We start from the raw sequence: 15597 nt of genomic DNA, 5'->3' as shown, positions 1-15597 counted from the left end.
GCGGTCGCTATATCCAGCAAGCCTACCGTTCGTTCAAGGATCGTTTCATGAGTCTCGTCACCGGTGACGCGCTATCGCTGTTGTTGTTTCGTCTGCATAGCGGCAGGTTGCTGGGGATCAACCTGCTCAAGGTCAACGAGATCATTCCTTGCCCGGCTCTGACCAAACTGCCCAATCGCCATCCGCACGTGCGCGGCATCGCCACGCTGCGCGGTTCGGCACTGACGGTGATCGACCTGGCCCGCGCCATCGGCGAACGCGGTGTTTCCAGCGAAGACGAAGGCTGCCTGATCGTCACCGAAGTGAGTCGTTCGCGGCAGGGGCTGCATGTGAAGAGCGTCGAGCGCATCGTGCAATGCTCGACGCGTGACGTGCGTCCGCCGCCCGCGGCTGCCGGCAACCGCGCCTTCATCACCGGGGTGACGCAGATCGACGGCGCCATCGTGCAGATCCTCGATATCGAGAAGGTGCTGCACGACATCGCGCCGGCGCTCGACCAGGCGCCCATCGAGGGCTTGCTCGAGAGCAGGGACCAGCAGTTGCTGCAGGGGCGCCGAGTGCTGCTGGTGGACGATTCCCAGGTTGCGTTGCAGCAGACACTCAACGTGCTGCGCCAACTCGGCCTCGACTGCACGGCCGTGCGCAGTGCCCAGGCGGCGCTGGAGCAGCTGCATGATTATCAGCAGGCCGAGATGCCGTTCGAACTGCTGGTCTCGGATATCGAGATGCCGGAAATGGACGGCTACAACCTAGTGCGGGAAATCCGCCGCAGCGCCGATATCGCCGCCACCTACGTGCTGCTGCATACCTCGCTGGACAGCACCATGAACACCGAAAAGGCCCGCTCGGTGGGCGCCAACGCGGTGCTGACCAAGTTCTCCTCGGTGGACCTGACCCAGGCATTGCTGGACGCCTTCCGGCAGATGGACGGGCGCTCCTGAGCGGGATGATCCTTGCTGCCGGGCGGCAAGGACTGGCCTGATCGGTTACCTGACTCCAGCTCGACCCCCTCTGTGTTCAATCGCTTGAGCGCTTGCCCGGCTGGCGTGAGTTCGTCTGCGCCGAGCTCGACGCCGGGCGAACACACCCCTGTGCGTTGAGTGGCCAGCCCTGCCGAAGCCGGACGGCCAGGGGCGTCGACAGCGAGGCGGCGCCGAAACGGCCGTGGCTGCGTCCGCGCGGCAGATTCTGGGGGCGCCACTTCCAGCCAGCCAGGGGTTGTCATGGCGCATTGAGATTGAACTGAGCGGCTGGGGCGATAGTCCCAGAACAGGGGCGTGCGAGCCCCCTCGTTCGTTCCGTTCATCTCAAACAATCAGGATCAGGTCATCTTTCCCATGGATGTGCTTTCCGAGTTCTTTGAACGTACCACTTTGCAAGGGCGTCTGTTCTTTGCAGGCGCGGTTGAAGGGACCTTGGTGCTGGACAAACCACCTGGCATGGCGTTTATCCATGTGATCGAGCGCGGCGGGGTGGACATGGTCCAGCCTGGTCTGCCTCGTGTCGCCATCAACGAACCCAGCGTGCTGTTCTGCCCCAGCACCTGTTGCTACCAGTTGCACGTGCGTGACCCCGCTGGTCTTGAGCTGATCTGCGCCTCGTTCCAGTTCGGGCGTAGCGGTCAACAGCCTTTCCCTCTGGGGCTGCTGGAGACCCTGGTGTTTCCCCTGGCCGCCCTGGAGCAGCTAGGCCCGGTGATCGCCACCCTGGTCAACGAGTTCCGCAATCCGGCACCGGGCCGCAGCAAGGCGCTCAATCTGTTGTTCGAATACGTCTTCGTGCTGCTGGTGCGCCGTGCGGTCAACCAGGGGCGGATCACCAGCGGCTTGCTCTTCGCTCTGCAGGATGGCCGCCTCGGGCCGGCGCTGCTCTGCATTCACCAGGAGCCGGCGATACAGTGGAGCGTGGAGCGCCTGGCGGATCTGGCGAAGATGTCGCGCTCGAAGTTCGCCGCTTTGTTCACCGAGGTGATGGGCATGGCGCCCATGGCCTACGTCACCGCGTGGCGCATGAAGGTGGCGCAGGACATGATGCGCGACGGTGTGCCGATCAAGATCGTCTCCGATGCGGTCGGCTACAGCTCGCAGGCTTCATTCTCGCGAACCTTCGCGCAGCAGGTCGGCCTGCCGCCGGGTGAATGGCTACGCCAGGCCGTCCATGAGCCGCCACCGCAGCTGTCGGCGCGAATCTACCGCAACTGGCCGTAAAGGCGCCCGCATCTGGCCATGCCGGTCTACCGAGCAATGGCCAGGTGCGGAGCGTGTTCGTATGCTCAGCCCGCGGCCTGGGTCAGCAGATCGCCGAGCAAGGCGTAGGCGAAAGCGAAGTAGATGAATACGCCGAGCAGGTCCATAACCGAGGTGATCAGTGGCGAGGACAGCGTCGCCGGATCGGTGCCGATGCGCCGGGCGAGGAACGGCAGTAGCGCACCGATGACGCCGCCGAGTACCGTGCACACCAGCATGCTCAAGCCCACCACCATCAGTACGTCGAAGCCGACACCTTTGGCGAAGTAAGCCAGTACCACTTCCAGTGCCGCGATGGCGACGCCCAGCGCGGCTGCCACCGGCAGTTCATGCTTGATGATCAAGCCCACATCGCGCCATTGCAGCCTGAGATCGCCTAACGCCATAGCTCGGATTACCAGGGTGGCCGACTGGCTGCCGGTGTTGCCGCCCATGTCCACGATCGGGGCGATGAAGGCGGCCAGCACGATGACCTGGGTGAGAAGCTCCTCCTGCGCCGCAACGAAGGTGCTGGTCACGACGCCGAAGAAGGTCAGGATCACCAGCCAGAACACGCGCACCTTGAACATCTGCCGCAGCGGTGAGGCCAGTACGTCCAGATCCTGGGCGCCCAGGCTGGCCGTACCCCCGAAGCGGGCGAGCTGGGTGGCGTCCTGCTCCTTCTCGATGTCCATGGCATCGTCCACCGTGACGATGCCGATCATGCGCTCGCCGCCATTGGTGACCGGCAGCGCGAGCAGGTCGTAATGACGGATCAGCTCGGCGGCCTGCTCGCGTGTCCAATGGGCACGCGCGAAAACCGGATCGCGGCGCATGATCGTGCCGATGCTGGCCTGCGCATCGGCAAGCACCAGGTCGCGCAACGACACGGTACCGCTGAGGCGGTGCTCCTGGTCGAGCACGTAGAGGCTGTAGATGGTCTCCTTGTCCGGAGCGGTGGCGCGCACATGGGCCAGTGCCTCGGCCACGGTCATCTGCGGAGATACATGGACGTAATCCGAGGTGGTCACCGAGCCGACCGTGCCTTCGGCATAAGCGGCCAGGCGTAGGATGTCGTCGCGCTCGACCTTGGCCAGGGCTGGTAGCAGCTTGTGCTTGTCCTGCTCGCCGAGACGGTTGTAGAGGTCGGCACGGTCGTCCGACGGCATGTGTTCGAACAACTGCACCACGGCTTCGCGGGACATGGCGCGCAGCATGCTGTCCTGGCGCTGTTCGGGCAGATGGACGAAAAGCTCGGCGCGTGTCGGCGCAGCCAGAGTCAGCAGCAGGGCGAGCGCCTGCTCCGGGGGCAGTACATCCAGTGCTTCGGCCAGGTCGGAGGGATGTGTGTGTCTGACGAAGCTGGCAAAGCTCGCGGCATCCAACGAGCGGGACAGGGTGCGAATCGAGAACAGCAAGTCTTCGCGGTTCATGGGCATGCTCCTTTGCGGCCTTTGGCAGCCGCAGGCATGCCCGGTCAGTCAGACCATGGACAGGCCCCGGTGCCCGCAGGCCGATAACGGGTAAGGAAGGGGATGTAAAAAGGGCAAGATCGACTAGGTTCGGGGTCCATGACGCTCTCCAGCGGGTTGATGAAGGCCAGGGCTCGAGCCCCGACGGTGTGGCGTCGCTTGTTACTTCAGCGCGGATGCGCGGCCGCTATCGCCAACGGCTTCGTTGGCGAACACCAGCTGACCGCACTGCGGCATGAAGGGGAGGGAGTGGTTGGAGACGACCGAAGATCGATCGCTGCATGCCACTACCTGCCAGGCCGGCAAGGTAGTGGCGAGGAGGGACTCGCGGTTACCTTGCCTGGGGTAGGTCGATACGGGATCGACTATGGGAACTGTCCATGGCAAGAACTCCTGGAATTCGAACGGGCGGGATCTTAGGTCTTGCATGGATGCCTGACAACTTTCCCGCGCTCCATAATGCACGCCGTTCAGCTTGGGTTTAGGCGCGGCGGGAGGGCGCCGCGCCCGTGCTCAAGCCACCACCGGAATCAACGGGTCGGCCGCGGCCAGGGCGACGGCCCGCTCGGCTTGTGGCGGATAGATCCACTGGGTGTTGATCTGGGTCTTGAGCTCCTTGCCTTCCTTGCCCGTCAGCACCACCTTGCGCTCCCAGCCTTCGGTGAATACCGCGCCCCAGGCGCCGAGGTCCAGGCAGGTGACGTACTTGGGTTGACGGTAGGGAATCGGCTCGACACCGAGCAGATCCGCCGCGGCGTTGTTGCCGGCCGAGCGACCGAGGGCGATGGCGTGCTGGCAGGTCATCAGCGCATGGTTGCCAAGGTCGTCCACCGCGGCATACGCGGTATCGCCCGTGGCGTAGACGGCGTGCTGGCCCAGTACCTTCAGGTTGCGGTCGACGTGCAGGCGGCCGAAGGCATCGCGCTCGCCGTCGATGTGCTGGGTCAGTGACGAGGCTTTCACCCCTACGGTCCAGATCACGGTGTTGGCCTCGATGCGTTCGCCGTTGTCGAGCTGCACGCCTTGAGCGTCGACCATCGACACCGGGCTGCCCAGCTTCCAGGTCACACCCAGCGTGTCACTGGCTTCGGCGATCACCGAGGCGATCTGCTCGCCCATGACGCTGCCGACCTGCTTGCCCATATCGACGACGATGACGTGGAGGTCGGCCTCGTCACCCAGAATGGCGCGCAGCCGCGCCGGCATCTCCGTGGCCGTTTCGATACCGGTGAAACCGCCACCGACCACCACCACGGTATTACGCGCCTGGCTGGCCGGCTTGTGGCGCAGGCCCTGCAGATGGGCTTCGAGCCTTTGCGCCGACTCGAGGCTGTCGACATCGAAGGCGAAGCGATCGATGCCAGCCAGCGGCGGGCGCGCCACCTGGCTGCCGGACGCCAGGATCAGCCTGTCGAAGCTCAGTTCGGCCTGGGCGCCGCCTGCGCCGCGATAGATAACCCGCTTGCCCGCCGCATCGATGCGGGTAGCGCTGCCCGGCACGAACCGCACGCCGACCGCATCGAACAGCGGCCCGAGCGGGGCTACGGCGGTGGAAACGTCGGCCTCGTAGAAGCGCGGACGCACGCGCAGCTCGGCCTGTGGGGCAAGCAGGGTGACGTCCACATCCAGGCGTTTGTGCTGGTCCAGCAGGCGGATCGCGCTCAGGGCACTCCACATGCCGGCGAAGCCGGCACCGATGATCAGGATTTGCTGTTTCACGTTGTGATTTCCCGTAGTGAGTGAAGGTGTTGGCTGACTGCGGAAAGGATTCTGCCGCTGGCTTGGATCAAGGTATTGATCCATTATTCGTGAAAACAAGTGATCCACTTTGGAGCCGACATGCCGCTCGAGAAGGCTGCGCCACAGGTGGTGTTCCTGCCGCTGGGAACACCGGAGGAGGGAGCCAGCCTGCAGGGCTGGCTGTACGAGTCGCTGCGCCGCGCGATTCTCGGTGGCCGTCTGCCGGCAGGCAGCAAGCTGCCCAGCACGCGCGCCATGGCCGAGCACTACGGCCTGGCCCGCGGCACGGTGCAGGCGGCCTATCAACAGCTGCTTTCCGAAGGCTACCTGCAGGCACGTACTGGCAGCGGGACGCGGGTCAGCGAGGTGCTGCCGGACCCGACGCTGAATGCGGGCTACGTTCGGCGCAAGGTGGTCGCCAAGGTGGAAGAGCAGCGCGTCGCCCCCGAAACGCCCTGGCTGAAACGTCTGGCCGAGATCGAGCCGATCTTCTCTCGGCGAACGTTGCCAACCGGCGTGCGTCCGTTCTTTCCTCACCGTGGCGATATCAACGCCTTTCCCATCGACCTGTGGCGCAAGCTGCACACGCAGCAACTGCGCAGCTCGCGCCTGACCATGCTGCTCGATTCGGATCCGGCGGGCTTGCCCTCGCTGCGCGAGGCCATCGCCGGCTACCTGGCCATCGCCCGTGGGGTACAGGTTTCGCCGCAGCGCATTCTGGTGCTCGGCAGCGTGCAGCAGGGCCTGGATATCTGCCTGCGCTTGCTGGCACCAGGCGACTCTCAGGTCTGGATGGAAGACCCGGGTTATCCCGGCGCGCGGCAGTTGATGGACATCTCCGGTATCCGCCGCGTGGACGTGCCAGTGGACCGAGCCGGCATGCAGGTGGAAGAGGGCATGCGCTTGGCGCCTGGCGCGCGCCTGGCCTACGTCACGCCCTCACGCCAGGCACCACTGGGTGGTGAGCTGTCGCCGGCGCGGCGCCTGGCCTTGCTGAAATGGGCGGCAGAGCAGGGCAGCTATATCTTCGAGGACGACTACGACAGCGAGTACCGCTTCATCGCCAAACCTATTCCGGCGTTGCGCTCCATGCCGGGCGCCGAGCACTCGGTGATCCTGGCCGGCACGTTCAGCAAGCTGCTGTTTCCGGCCATTCGCCTGGCCTACCTGGTGCTGCCTGAACATCTGACGGAGAGTTTCACCCGCGCGGCGGCGCTGATGTCGCGTCATGCCAACAGCCTGGCCCAGGCAGTGCTGGCCGACTTCATTCATGAGGGGCATTTCGATCGTCACGTGCGGCGCATGCGCAAGATCTATGCATCGCGGGCCGATGCCTTCGCCGAGGCGGCGCACAAGCACTGGCAAGGGTTGATCGAGGTGCCGGAAATTCGCGCGGGCATGGATATCGCCTGCCATTTGCAGGTCGAGAACGAGCGGGAGGCTTTTGCCCGTTTGCAGGCGGCCGGCGTCGATGCCTTGCCGCTGTCGCAATACTGCGTCGGGGTCAGAGCACCGGGCTTGGTGATGGGCTTCGCGCCCTATGCGGAATCTGCCATCGAGGATGCCGCCAGGGCCGTTGCGCAAGCCCTGCGCGGCTGAGAACTGCCCCGGCCGAGGCCGGGGCAGGCGCCATCAGAGGATGCTCAGCGGGTATTCGATGAAGGCGCGAATCTCGTTGAGATCCGGGCCGACATCGGTGCTGGAGCGGTAGATGGAATTGCGCAGACGCAGGTGCAGATCCTTGGCCGCACCGCTTTGCACGGTGTAGCTGACCTGGTTGAAGATCTCGCGCTCGGTGCCGTTGTTGTCGCTGCCGGTATCGATGTTGTCGCCGCGTACGTAGGCGAACTTGTAGCGCAGCCCCGGCGCGCCGTACTGGGCGAAGTCCAGCTCGTAGCTGGCCTGCCAGGAGCGCTCGTCCTTCAGGTTGAAGTCCGAGTAGTAGGAGTTGGCCAGGTAGATGCTGGCGCCGCCATCGCCGTAGTCATAGGCGAAGCCGGCATCGCCGCTGTTGCGCTGGTGCGCGACGATGAAGGCATGGGCGCCGATGCTGTACTTGGCCGCCAGGCTCCAGATGGTGTTGCGGTCCCCCTGGCCATCGCCGCCGAGATCGATTGCGGCCACCGAACCGGTGTCGTACTTGGTGCGGTAGATGTTGAAGTCGAAGTTCAGCGCCTGATCCGCAGCCAGTGCCAGGTTGTAATTGAGGTTGGCGTAGTAGCGCTTGTACATGTCCTCGAGATCGGCGTGGTAGACCGCCAGGCTCAGGTCATCGCTAAGGGTGTAGCTGCCGCCGAGCACGTCGATGCTCTTGAGGCGGTTGGGGTCGCGTGCCGAGTCGCCCATCGGGCTGTCGGCGGTGAAGCGACCGGCATTCAGTTCCAAACCTTCGATCTCGTTGCTGGTGACCAGCGTGCCGGTGAAGGATTGCGGCAGCAGGCGGCTGTCGTCATGGGCCAGAACCGGCAGGGAAGGGAACTGGTTGCCGTACCTGATCACGGTATTGGAGACGCGCAGCTTCACCGCGGCACCGGCCTGGGACAGTTCGTCCACCGGACGGCCTTCGCTGTCGGTATCGAAGAATGGGCGATAGTTGCGGCCACGACCGCTGTCGAGCTTGATGCCGAGCAGGCCGAAGGCATCGACACCGAAGCCGACGGTGCCCTGGGTGAAACCAGACTCGAAAGTGGTGATGAAGGCCTGGCCCCAGGTCTTGGCGTCGGCGGCGTTGTCCTTGTAATCACGGTTGAAGTAGGCGTTGCGCAGCAACAGATTGAGTCTGGCGTCCTCGACGAAACCCTGGGCTTCGGACTGGCTGCTGGCATGAGCCAACTGGCCGCCAAGCGCGAGGCTGCAGGCCAGCGCGAGACAGTGCTTCTTGTGCATGGGTGCTCCCGGTGTTGGTGTGCTTTCTTGTCAGGCCTCGCAGCGAGGCAGGACCTGGTCCGGACGGACCGTTTAGAGATATCACCGAGACGGTGCAGGCACTATTGATGGTGGTCGATGATCACTATCGATTCGCTCGATGACGCGCAGTCAGCGAACAGCGCTAGTCTGCACACCGATGAAGATTCCAGGGGCAGTGGTTCTCCACAGACCATTGCCCAGGCTCCGCTTCATCTCCTTTGGTTACGAGTTGCGGCCGCACCGGATATCCGGCGCGGCCTTTTTTTTCGTCCAGGATGCAGCGGGCCGCGGATGCGTAGCTGCGGGCAAGGCGATGGCCGGCAGCCCAACGCGTCAGAACGTCTGAAGGGCGCATCTGTCAGTTGATAGGTCACCCTCAGGAGTAGTTGCCATGAACAAACACACCGATAACGACCTCCACGACTGGCAGCGCTATGTGTCGCTCGGCAGCGGGCTGGCGCTGCTGGGCTCCGGTTTGCGGCGCGGCGGCTTGCTGGGCGTAGCCGGTGCCGCGCTGGGCGGATGGTTGCTGTCCCGCGGCCTTGGCGGGCATCACCCGCTCAAGCGCGCGGCTCTGGCCGACCCACTCGCGCCAGGTGCCGAAAAGGCCCGCTACGCGCACATGCCGCTGGATTCCGAAGTGCACAGCCCGGACTTCGCCACGCAGAGCGCACTGCCCGATACCACGCCGATGGGGCACGAACGGTCGGCGCGATGAACGAGCCGTTCGATCTGGCGCGTTTCGTCGAGGCGCAGCAGCGCGATTATCAGCAGGCCCTCGACGAGCTGCGTGCCGGCGCCAAGCGCAGCCACTGGATCTGGTACGTGTTTCCGCAGCTGCGCGGCCTGGGCCGCAGTGAAATGGCCGAGCACTACGGCATCTCCGGCCTCGACGAGGCGAGGGCCTACCTGGCGCACCCGCTGCTGGGCCCCCGCCTGGAAGATTGTGCCCGGGCGCTGTTGCTCCATCGCGCCCGCCCGGTACGGCAGATCATGGGCTCGCCGGACGACCTCAAGTTGCGTTCGAGCATGACCCTGTTCCAGGCGGCCGCACCCCAGCAGCCGCTGTTTACCGAGGTGCTGCAGGCGTTCTACGACGGCGAGCAGGATGCTGCGACCTTGCAGCGTCTGTAGCCTCAGGGCGCGCTGTGCTGGACGGGCCAGATACCGCCGTCGCCGACCACCACGATGCGCTGATCGGGTTCTGCACGAAAGGTCATGCTGCCGGTGAAGCTGCCGAAGGCGGGCAACAGGCTGACTTCGTTACCCAGGACGAAGCAGGGCAGGCGCAGACGCTGCCGCCCCTTGCCGTGCAGCAAGTAGGCCGGATGCAGGTGGCCGGCCAGCACATGATGACTGGCGTGCGCGCGAGGTTCGTGCTGCAGGGCGAAGGGGCCGAGCAACAGCGGTTCTTCCACCACTGCGATGCGCAAGTCTTCCGGCGGGTCGCCCGCACGTTTGTCGTGGTTGCCACGCACCAGGGTCATGGCCAGCTCGGCATGCCGTTCGCGCCACTCGGCCAGCGCCGCCAGGGTGGCCGGCGTGCGTGAGCCGGGGGCATGGAGAAAATCACCGAGAAAGATCAGCTGGCGACAATCGAAACGCTGCAACAGGGCGTCCAGCCGCTGCAGGTTGGCGGCGGTAGTACCCTGTGGCACCGGCTGGCCCAGGGCGCGATAGGCGGCAGCCTTGCCGATGTGGATGTCGGCGATCAGCAGCACCTGCTGCTGCGGCCACCAGATGGCCTTGTCCGCCAGGAGCCAGAGTTCGGCGCCGGCCAGCGACACGATCAGATGGCCGGGGTGGTGCTCGCTCATGAAACCTCTCTAGTCAGCGGCGTTTTTTCGGGCGCTGCGCCGGTGGCCGGGGCAGGCCGTCCTTGCCCTGACGCGGAGAGCGGCCTTTGCGCGGCGCCGGGCGCTCGTCGTCGATGGCGAATGCCGGGTCCTGATAACCACCCGGGCCGGCGGCCTGCTCCAGATCGGCCACCATGCGCCGGATACGGTCAGCGAGTTTCTCCGAACTCAGGCTTTCGCGAAAGCGTTCCACCAGCAGGGGGAAGGCGAACGGCGTGGCGCGCTTGACGGTACGGATATCCAGCCGGCGCGATTGCAGACGCTGCAGGGTGTGTTGCAGGCGCTGCACGTCCAGCTCCTGGCGCAGCACTTCTTCCTGGGCCTGGCCGAGCAGCAGGTTGCCCGGGTCGTACTGGCTGAACACGTCGAAGAACAGTCCACTGGAGGCCTGTAGCTGGCGGGTGCTCTTCGGCGCGCCGGGGTAGCCGCTGAACACCAGGCCGGCGATGCGGGCGATCTCGCGAAAGCGCCGGCGCGCCAGCTCCCCGGCGTTGAGGCTGGCGAGCACGTCGGAGAGCAAGTCGTCCGTGCTGAACAGCGCGGGCGTGAGCCGCGCGGCGAAATCCACCTCGCTGGGGCACAGCAGCTCCAGGCCATAGTCATTGATCGCAATGGAAACGCTCAGCGGTTGTTCGCGGGCCAGGCGCCAGGCCAGCAAGCTGGCCAGCCCCAGATGCACCGAACGACCGGCGAAGGGGTAGAGGAACAGATGCCAGCCTTCGCGGGACTTGAGCACCTCCGCCAGCAGGGTGGCGGCGCCGGGCAGGGCGGACCAGGCCTGCTGCACGTCGAGCAATGGGCGCAGCAGCTGCATCTCCGGGCCGACGTATTCTTCCTGGGCAGCGGCGTCGAGCTTGGCCAGCACGGCGTCCGCCAGTTCGCTGGAGAGCGGCATGCGTCCGCCGTTCCAGCGCGGGATCGCGGCCTTGCGGCTGGTGGCGCGGCGCACGTAGACGGTCATGTTTTCCACCCGCACCAGTTCCAGCGGGCGACCGGCGAAGAGGAAGGTATCGCCGGGGCGCAGACGGGCGATGAAACCTTCCTCGACGCTGCCCAGAGAGCCTCCGCCACCGCCCTTGCTCCAGTATTTCACCGCCAGGCTGGCGTCGCTGACGATGGTGCCGATGCTCATGCGATGACGCCGCGCCAGGCGTGCATCGGGCACCTGCCACAGGCCGCTGGCGTCCGGCTCGGCGCGGCGGTAATCGGGGTAGGCGGTCAGCGAATGGCCGCCGTGGCGGATGAAGGCCAATGCCCACTGCCACTCGTCATCGCTGAGGCTGCGGTAGGCCCAGGCGCTGCGCACCTCGGCCAGCATGGCATCGGCGTGGAAACCGCCGCCCAGGGCCATGCTCACCAGGTGCTGGACCAGCACGTCGAGCGGTTTGTCCGGCGAAAGCCGTGCCTCGACCTTGCGCTCGGCCACGGCGCTTTGTGCGGCGGCCGCTTCCAGCACTTCCAGGCTATGGGTGGGCACCAGCGTGGCGCGGGACGGGCGCCCCGGGGCATGGCCGGAGCGGCCGGCGCGCTGCATGAGGCGGGCCACACCCTTGGGTGAGCCGATCTGCAGCACCCGTTCCACCGGCAGGAAATCCACCCCGAGGTCCAGGCTCGAGGTGCAGACCACGGCTTTCAGTCGGCCTTCCTTGAGCGCCTGTTCGACCCAGTCGCGCACCTCCTGCGACAGCGAGCCGTGGTGCAGGGCGAGCAGGCCGGCCCAGTCCGGGCGCGCCTCGAGCAGGGCCTGGTACCAGCTTTCCGCCTGCGAGCGGGTGTTGGTGAACACCAGTGCGGTGCTGCTGGCCTCCAGCTCCTCGACCACCTGCGGCAGCATGCGCAGTCCCAGGTGCCCGGCCCAGGGAAAGCGCTCCAGGCCGGCCGGCAGCAGGCTGTCGATGCGCAGATCCTTGGCCAGCTTGCCCTGCACCAGGCGCCCGGCGGGCATCAGCACCTCGCGGGCATGTTCGAGATTGCCGAGAGTGGCGGACAGCGCCCATACCAGCAGCGACGGATGCCAAAGGCGCAGGCGTGCGAGGGCCAGTTGCAGTTGCACGCCGCGCTTGTTGCCGAGCAGCTCGTGCCACTCGTCGATCACCACCATGCGCAGGTGGGCGAAGGCGTCGCGGGCATCGGCGCGGGTCAGCAGCAGGGTCAGGCTTTCCGGCGTGGTGATCAGCGTACTCGGCAGCTTGCGGCTCTGCCGGGCGCGTTCGGCACTACTGGTGTCGCCGGTGCGCAGGCCGATGTCCCAGGGAATCTGCAGTTCATCCAGCGGCGCCTGCAGGGCGCGCGCGGTGTCGGCGGCGAGCGCGCGCATCGGGGTGATCCACAGCACCGTCAGCGGCGCCATGACCGGTTTCTTACGCGGGCGAGGGCTGGTGGTCTCGGCAGGAGAGGGCGTGGCGAAACGCTCCAGGGCCGCGAACCACAGGGCGTAGGTCTTGCCGGCTCCGGTGGAGGCGTGCAACAGGCCGGACTCGCCTGCCTTGACCGCCTGCCAGACCTCCCTCTGAAAGGCGAAGGGCTTCCAGCCGCGCTGGGCGAACCAGGCGCCGGATAGGCTGCGGCGGCTAACGGGTTGATCCATCAGAGCAGCCCTTGCAGCGTGGCCAGGGTGTCGGCGTCCTCCACCCGCTTGTCGGTACGCCAGCGCAGCATGCGCGGAAAGCGTACGGCGACGCCGCTCTTGTGCCGCTTGGACAGGGCGATGCCCTCGAAACCCAGCTCGAACACCAGGGTCGGAGTGACGCTGCGCACCGGGCCGAATTTCTCCACGGTGGTTTTGCGGATGATCGCATCGACCTTGCGCATCTCGTCGTCGGTGAGGCCCGAGTAGGCCTTGGCGAAGGGCACCAGCACGCGCTCGCCAGGCGTGGAGTCGTCCCACACGGCGAAGGTGTAGTCGCTGTACAGACTGGCCCGGCGACCGTGGCCGCGCTGGGCATAGATCAGCACCGCGTCGACGCTGAACGGGTCGATCTTCCACTTCCACCACAGGCCCAGATCGCGGGTGCGGCCGACCCCGTACAGGGAGTCGCGGCGCTTGAGCATCATGCCTTCTACGCCCAGCTCACGGGAGGCTTCGCGCTGGCGGGCAAAGTCCTGCCAGTCGCGGCCGGTGAGTTGCGGCGAGAGCTGCAGACGGGCATCGCCGACCTCCGCCACCAGCAGTTCCAGGCGGGCGCGGCGCTCGTCCTGGGGGCGCGAGCGCCAGTCTTCGCCACGCCATTCCAGCAGGTCGTAGGCCAGCAGCGCGGCGGGTACCTCTTCCAGCAGTTTCTTGCTCAGGGTCTTGCGGCCGATGCGCTGTTGCAGCAGGGCGAAGGGCTGAATGCCGAACACCGCGCCGCTGCCTGGGGTGGGCTCCTTCCAGGCCACCAGCTCGCCATCGAGCACGCTACCGTCCGGCAGCGCCTCTGCCAGTTCGCGCAGCTCCGGGAAACGCTCGGTGATCAGCTCCTCGCCGCGGGACCACAGCCACAGGCGCCCGTCGCGCTTGACCAGCTGCGCGCGAATGCCGTCCCACTTCCATTCCACCAGCCAGTCGCTGGCCGGCCCCAGCTGAGCGTCGAACTGTTCCAGCGGCTGCTGCAGCGGATGGGCGAGGAAGAAGGGGTAGGGCTGGCCGCCGCGCTGGGCGTGTTCGTCCTCCGACTCGGCGGCGATCAGCGCCAGGTAGCGCTGTGCGGTCGGCCGATGCGACAGATCGGTGTACCCCACCAGCCGCTGCGCCACACGCTTGGCGTCGATCTGCGCCAGGCCGGCCAGGGCACGGGTCACCAGCAGTTTGGAGACGCCGACGCGAAAGGCGCCGGTGAGCAGCTTGAGGCTGACCATCAGGCTTTGTCGATCCAGCTGCGCCCATAAAGGTGGCAGACGCTCGGCCAGCTCCGCGGGCGGCAGGCCGCGCAGGGGCAGCAGTTGTTCTTCCAGCCACCAGGCCAGCCCCTGTTCGGAGGCGTGCTGCGATTCGGGCAGGAGCAGGGCGATGGTTTCCGCCAGATCGCCGACGGCCTGGTAGCTCTCCTCGAACAGCCAGTCGGACAGGCCGGAAAGCCGGGTGGCCAGCTCGCGCAGCACCCGCGTCGGCACCACCTGACGTGGGCGGCCGCCGGCCAGAAAGTACACCGCCCAGGCCGCATCCGCTGACGGCGCTTCGGCGAAATACTCCTGCATCGCCTGCAGCTTGGCGTTGCTCGAGGTGGTGGCGTCCAGCCGCGCGTAGAGTTCGGCGAAGGCTTTCATGGGCTCGGCTCCACGTCGTCTTCATCGCCGTATTCGGTCTGGAAGGCGCGGGCATCGAGGCCTTGCTCGCGCAGATGACGCACCAGCACGTTGACCTGGCCATGGGTGACCATCACCCGTTCGGCACCGGTCTGCTCGATGGCCCACAGCAGGCCGGGCCAGTCGGCGTGGTCGGAGAGGGCGAAGCCGCGGTCCACGCCACGCCGCCGGCGCGTGCCGCGCAGCAGCATCCAGCCGCTGGCGAAGGCGTCGCTGTAGTCGCCGAAACGGCGCATCCAGGTACTGCCGCCGGCCGAGGGCGGCGCGAGGATCAGCGCCTGGCGCAGCAGCGGGTCGTTCCTGGCGATATCACCGGCGTAACGGGTTGGCGGCAGGTGTACGCCGCCGGCGCGATACACCTCGTTCAGTGGCTCGACGGCGCCGTGCACCAGGATCGGCCCGATGCTGGCGTCGATGCCGTGGAGAATGCGCTGGGCCTTGCCGAAGGCGTAGGCGAACAGCACGCTGGCCTTGCCGGCGGCGGCATTGGCGCGCCACCAGGCGTCGATACCGGCGAAGATCTCGGCCTGCGATGGCCAGCGGTAGATCGGCAGGCCGAAGGTGGATTCGCTGATGAAGGTATGGCAACGCACCGGCTCGAAGGGTGCGCAGGTGCCGTCCGGCTCGACCTTGTAATCCCCGGAAGCGACCCAGACTTCGCCCTGGTATTCCAGACGCACCTGCGCCGAACCGAGCACGTGCCCGGCGGGATGAAAGCTCAGGGTTACACCGTGGTGCTCGAGGCGTTCGCCGTAGGCCAGGGTCTGCAGGCGGATATCGTCGCCCAGGCGCGAGCGCAGAATGCCTTCACCGGGCGCCGCCGCCAGATAATGACCATTGCCGCGGCGGGCGTGATCGCCATGGGCATGGGTGATGATCGAGCGTTCCACCGGTCGCCACGGATCGATGTAGAAATCACCGGGCGGACAGTAAAGACCTTCGGGACGGGCAACGACCAGATCCATGAAATCCTCTTGGTGGCTTGCTAGAGCTTAGAACGCCCGGGAGGAGATTAGGTTCGGATTTCAGGCGGGGCCAGGCTCAGCTGGGCATCTGCCGTCTCGGCAAGCACGGCCGAACTCCAATCGCCGAAGCATGCTCAGTGGCCTGCGC

At 66.2% G+C, this 15597-nt stretch carries 12 protein-coding genes; 5 read left to right on the top strand and 7 right to left on the bottom strand.

Translation table 11 applies throughout. From position 1 onward, the window contains the following. The first annotated feature begins 47 nt into the window (after nucleotides 1-47). Complete coding sequence (locus L1F06_RS11935) at nucleotides 48-941, top strand: chemotaxis protein CheV (RefSeq protein WP_003246921.1); 894 nt, start codon at nucleotides 48-50, stop codon at nucleotides 939-941. 396 nt (nucleotides 942-1337) lie between these two features. Continuing rightward, the gene (locus tag L1F06_RS11930; RefSeq protein ID WP_129482746.1) at nucleotides 1338-2207 is read left to right on the top strand and encodes a helix-turn-helix transcriptional regulator; all 870 of its coding nucleotides are present in this window, start codon (nucleotides 1338-1340) and stop codon (nucleotides 2205-2207) included. Nucleotides 2208-2272: 65 nt separating this feature from the next. Here L1F06_RS11930 and mgtE read toward each other — a convergent pair whose 3' ends face one another. Beyond that, on the bottom strand, nucleotides 2273-3658 hold the full coding sequence (mgtE, locus tag L1F06_RS11925; protein WP_129482745.1) for a magnesium transporter: 1386 nt from the start codon (nucleotides 3656-3658) through the stop codon (nucleotides 2273-2275). A gap of 552 nt (nucleotides 3659-4210) precedes the next feature. Beyond that, nucleotides 4211-5416 carry an NAD(P)/FAD-dependent oxidoreductase gene (locus L1F06_RS11920; protein ID WP_129482744.1) on the bottom strand — a complete coding sequence of 402 codons (1206 nt, stop codon included), beginning with the start codon at nucleotides 5414-5416 and terminating at the stop codon, nucleotides 4211-4213. A gap of 120 nt (nucleotides 5417-5536) precedes the next feature. Here L1F06_RS11920 and pdxR point away from each other — a divergent pair, with 120 nt between their 5' ends. Continuing rightward, on the top strand, nucleotides 5537-7036 hold the full coding sequence (gene pdxR, locus L1F06_RS11915; RefSeq protein ID WP_129482743.1) for a MocR-like pyridoxine biosynthesis transcription factor PdxR: 1500 nt from the start codon (nucleotides 5537-5539) through the stop codon (nucleotides 7034-7036). 33 nt (nucleotides 7037-7069) lie between these two features. Here the strand turns inward: pdxR and L1F06_RS11910 are convergent, their stop codons facing one another. Beyond that, on the bottom strand, nucleotides 7070-8323 hold the full coding sequence (locus L1F06_RS11910) for an OprD family porin (RefSeq protein WP_129482742.1): 1254 nt from the start codon (nucleotides 8321-8323) through the stop codon (nucleotides 7070-7072). A 412-nt stretch (nucleotides 8324-8735) separates the two neighbouring features. On the opposite strand from L1F06_RS11910, the gene L1F06_RS11905 reads away from it, so the two are divergent. Continuing rightward, the gene (locus L1F06_RS11905; protein WP_129482741.1) at nucleotides 8736-9062 is read left to right on the top strand and encodes a hypothetical protein; all 327 of its coding nucleotides are present in this window, start codon (nucleotides 8736-8738) and stop codon (nucleotides 9060-9062) included. Further along, nucleotides 9059-9478: a DUF1810 domain-containing protein gene (locus L1F06_RS11900; RefSeq protein WP_129482740.1), complete on the top strand. Its 420-nt coding sequence runs from the start codon at nucleotides 9059-9061 to the stop codon at nucleotides 9476-9478. Before L1F06_RS11905 ends, L1F06_RS11900 begins: the two co-directional genes overlap by 4 nt. Before the next feature lie 2 nt (nucleotides 9479-9480). On the opposite strand, the gene pdeM is transcribed toward L1F06_RS11900, so the two are convergent. From pdeM to L1F06_RS11880, 4 genes are read right to left on the bottom strand one after another with little or no spacing between them, the layout of a single operon-like run. Then, a complete protein-coding gene (pdeM, locus tag L1F06_RS11895; RefSeq protein ID WP_129482739.1) occupies nucleotides 9481-10161 on the bottom strand; it encodes a ligase-associated DNA damage response endonuclease PdeM in 681 nt (226 codons plus the stop codon). A 13-nt stretch (nucleotides 10162-10174) separates the two neighbouring features. Continuing rightward, nucleotides 10175-12787 carry a ligase-associated DNA damage response DEXH box helicase gene (locus L1F06_RS11890; protein WP_129482738.1) on the bottom strand — a complete coding sequence of 871 codons (2613 nt, stop codon included), beginning with the start codon at nucleotides 12785-12787 and terminating at the stop codon, nucleotides 10175-10177. Further along, nucleotides 12787-14445 (bottom strand): ATP-dependent DNA ligase, encoded by a 1659-nt coding sequence (locus L1F06_RS11885; protein WP_129482737.1) that lies wholly within the window; start codon nucleotides 14443-14445, stop codon nucleotides 12787-12789. Before L1F06_RS11885 ends, L1F06_RS11890 begins: the two co-directional genes overlap by 1 nt. Next, nucleotides 14442-15449 carry a ligase-associated DNA damage response exonuclease gene (locus L1F06_RS11880; RefSeq protein WP_003246911.1) on the bottom strand — a complete coding sequence of 336 codons (1008 nt, stop codon included), beginning with the start codon at nucleotides 15447-15449 and terminating at the stop codon, nucleotides 14442-14444. The genes L1F06_RS11885 and L1F06_RS11880 overlap by 4 nt, the downstream gene beginning before the upstream one ends. Nucleotides 15450-15597 lie beyond the last annotated feature (148 nt).

The organism is Pseudomonas hydrolytica (assembly GCF_021495345.1).
GTDB lineage: Bacteria > Pseudomonadota > Gammaproteobacteria > Pseudomonadales > Pseudomonadaceae > Aquipseudomonas > Aquipseudomonas hydrolytica.
The sequence above is the reverse complement of the archived record's forward strand: the minus strand, read 5'-3'. Positions and strand labels throughout refer to the sequence as shown.

Coding starts and splice junctions, on each gene's coding strand:
- L1F06_RS11900 (WP_129482740.1), top strand. CDS start 9,059: ATGAACGAGCCGTTCGATCTGGCGCGTTTCGTCGAGGCGCAGCAGCGC.
- pdeM (WP_129482739.1), bottom strand. CDS start 10,161: ATGAGCGAGCACCACCCCGGCCATCTGATCGTGTCGCTGGCCGGCGCC.
- L1F06_RS11890 (WP_129482738.1), bottom strand. CDS start 12,787: ATGGATCAACCCGTTAGCCGCCGCAGCCTATCCGGCGCCTGGTTCGCC.
- L1F06_RS11910 (WP_129482742.1), bottom strand. CDS start 8,323: ATGCACAAGAAGCACTGTCTCGCGCTGGCCTGCAGCCTCGCGCTTGGC.
- pdxR (WP_129482743.1), top strand. CDS start 5,537: ATGCCGCTCGAGAAGGCTGCGCCACAGGTGGTGTTCCTGCCGCTGGGA.
- L1F06_RS11885 (WP_129482737.1), bottom strand. CDS start 14,445: ATGAAAGCCTTCGCCGAACTCTACGCGCGGCTGGACGCCACCACCTCG.
- L1F06_RS11930 (WP_129482746.1), top strand. CDS start 1,338: ATGGATGTGCTTTCCGAGTTCTTTGAACGTACCACTTTGCAAGGGCGT.
- mgtE (WP_129482745.1), bottom strand. CDS start 3,658: ATGAACCGCGAAGACTTGCTGTTCTCGATTCGCACCCTGTCCCGCTCG.
- L1F06_RS11880 (WP_003246911.1), bottom strand. CDS start 15,449: ATGGATCTGGTCGTTGCCCGTCCCGAAGGTCTTTACTGTCCGCCCGGT.
- L1F06_RS11935 (WP_003246921.1), top strand. CDS start 48: ATGAGTCTCGTCACCGGTGACGCGCTATCGCTGTTGTTGTTTCGTCTG.
- L1F06_RS11905 (WP_129482741.1), top strand. CDS start 8,736: ATGAACAAACACACCGATAACGACCTCCACGACTGGCAGCGCTATGTG.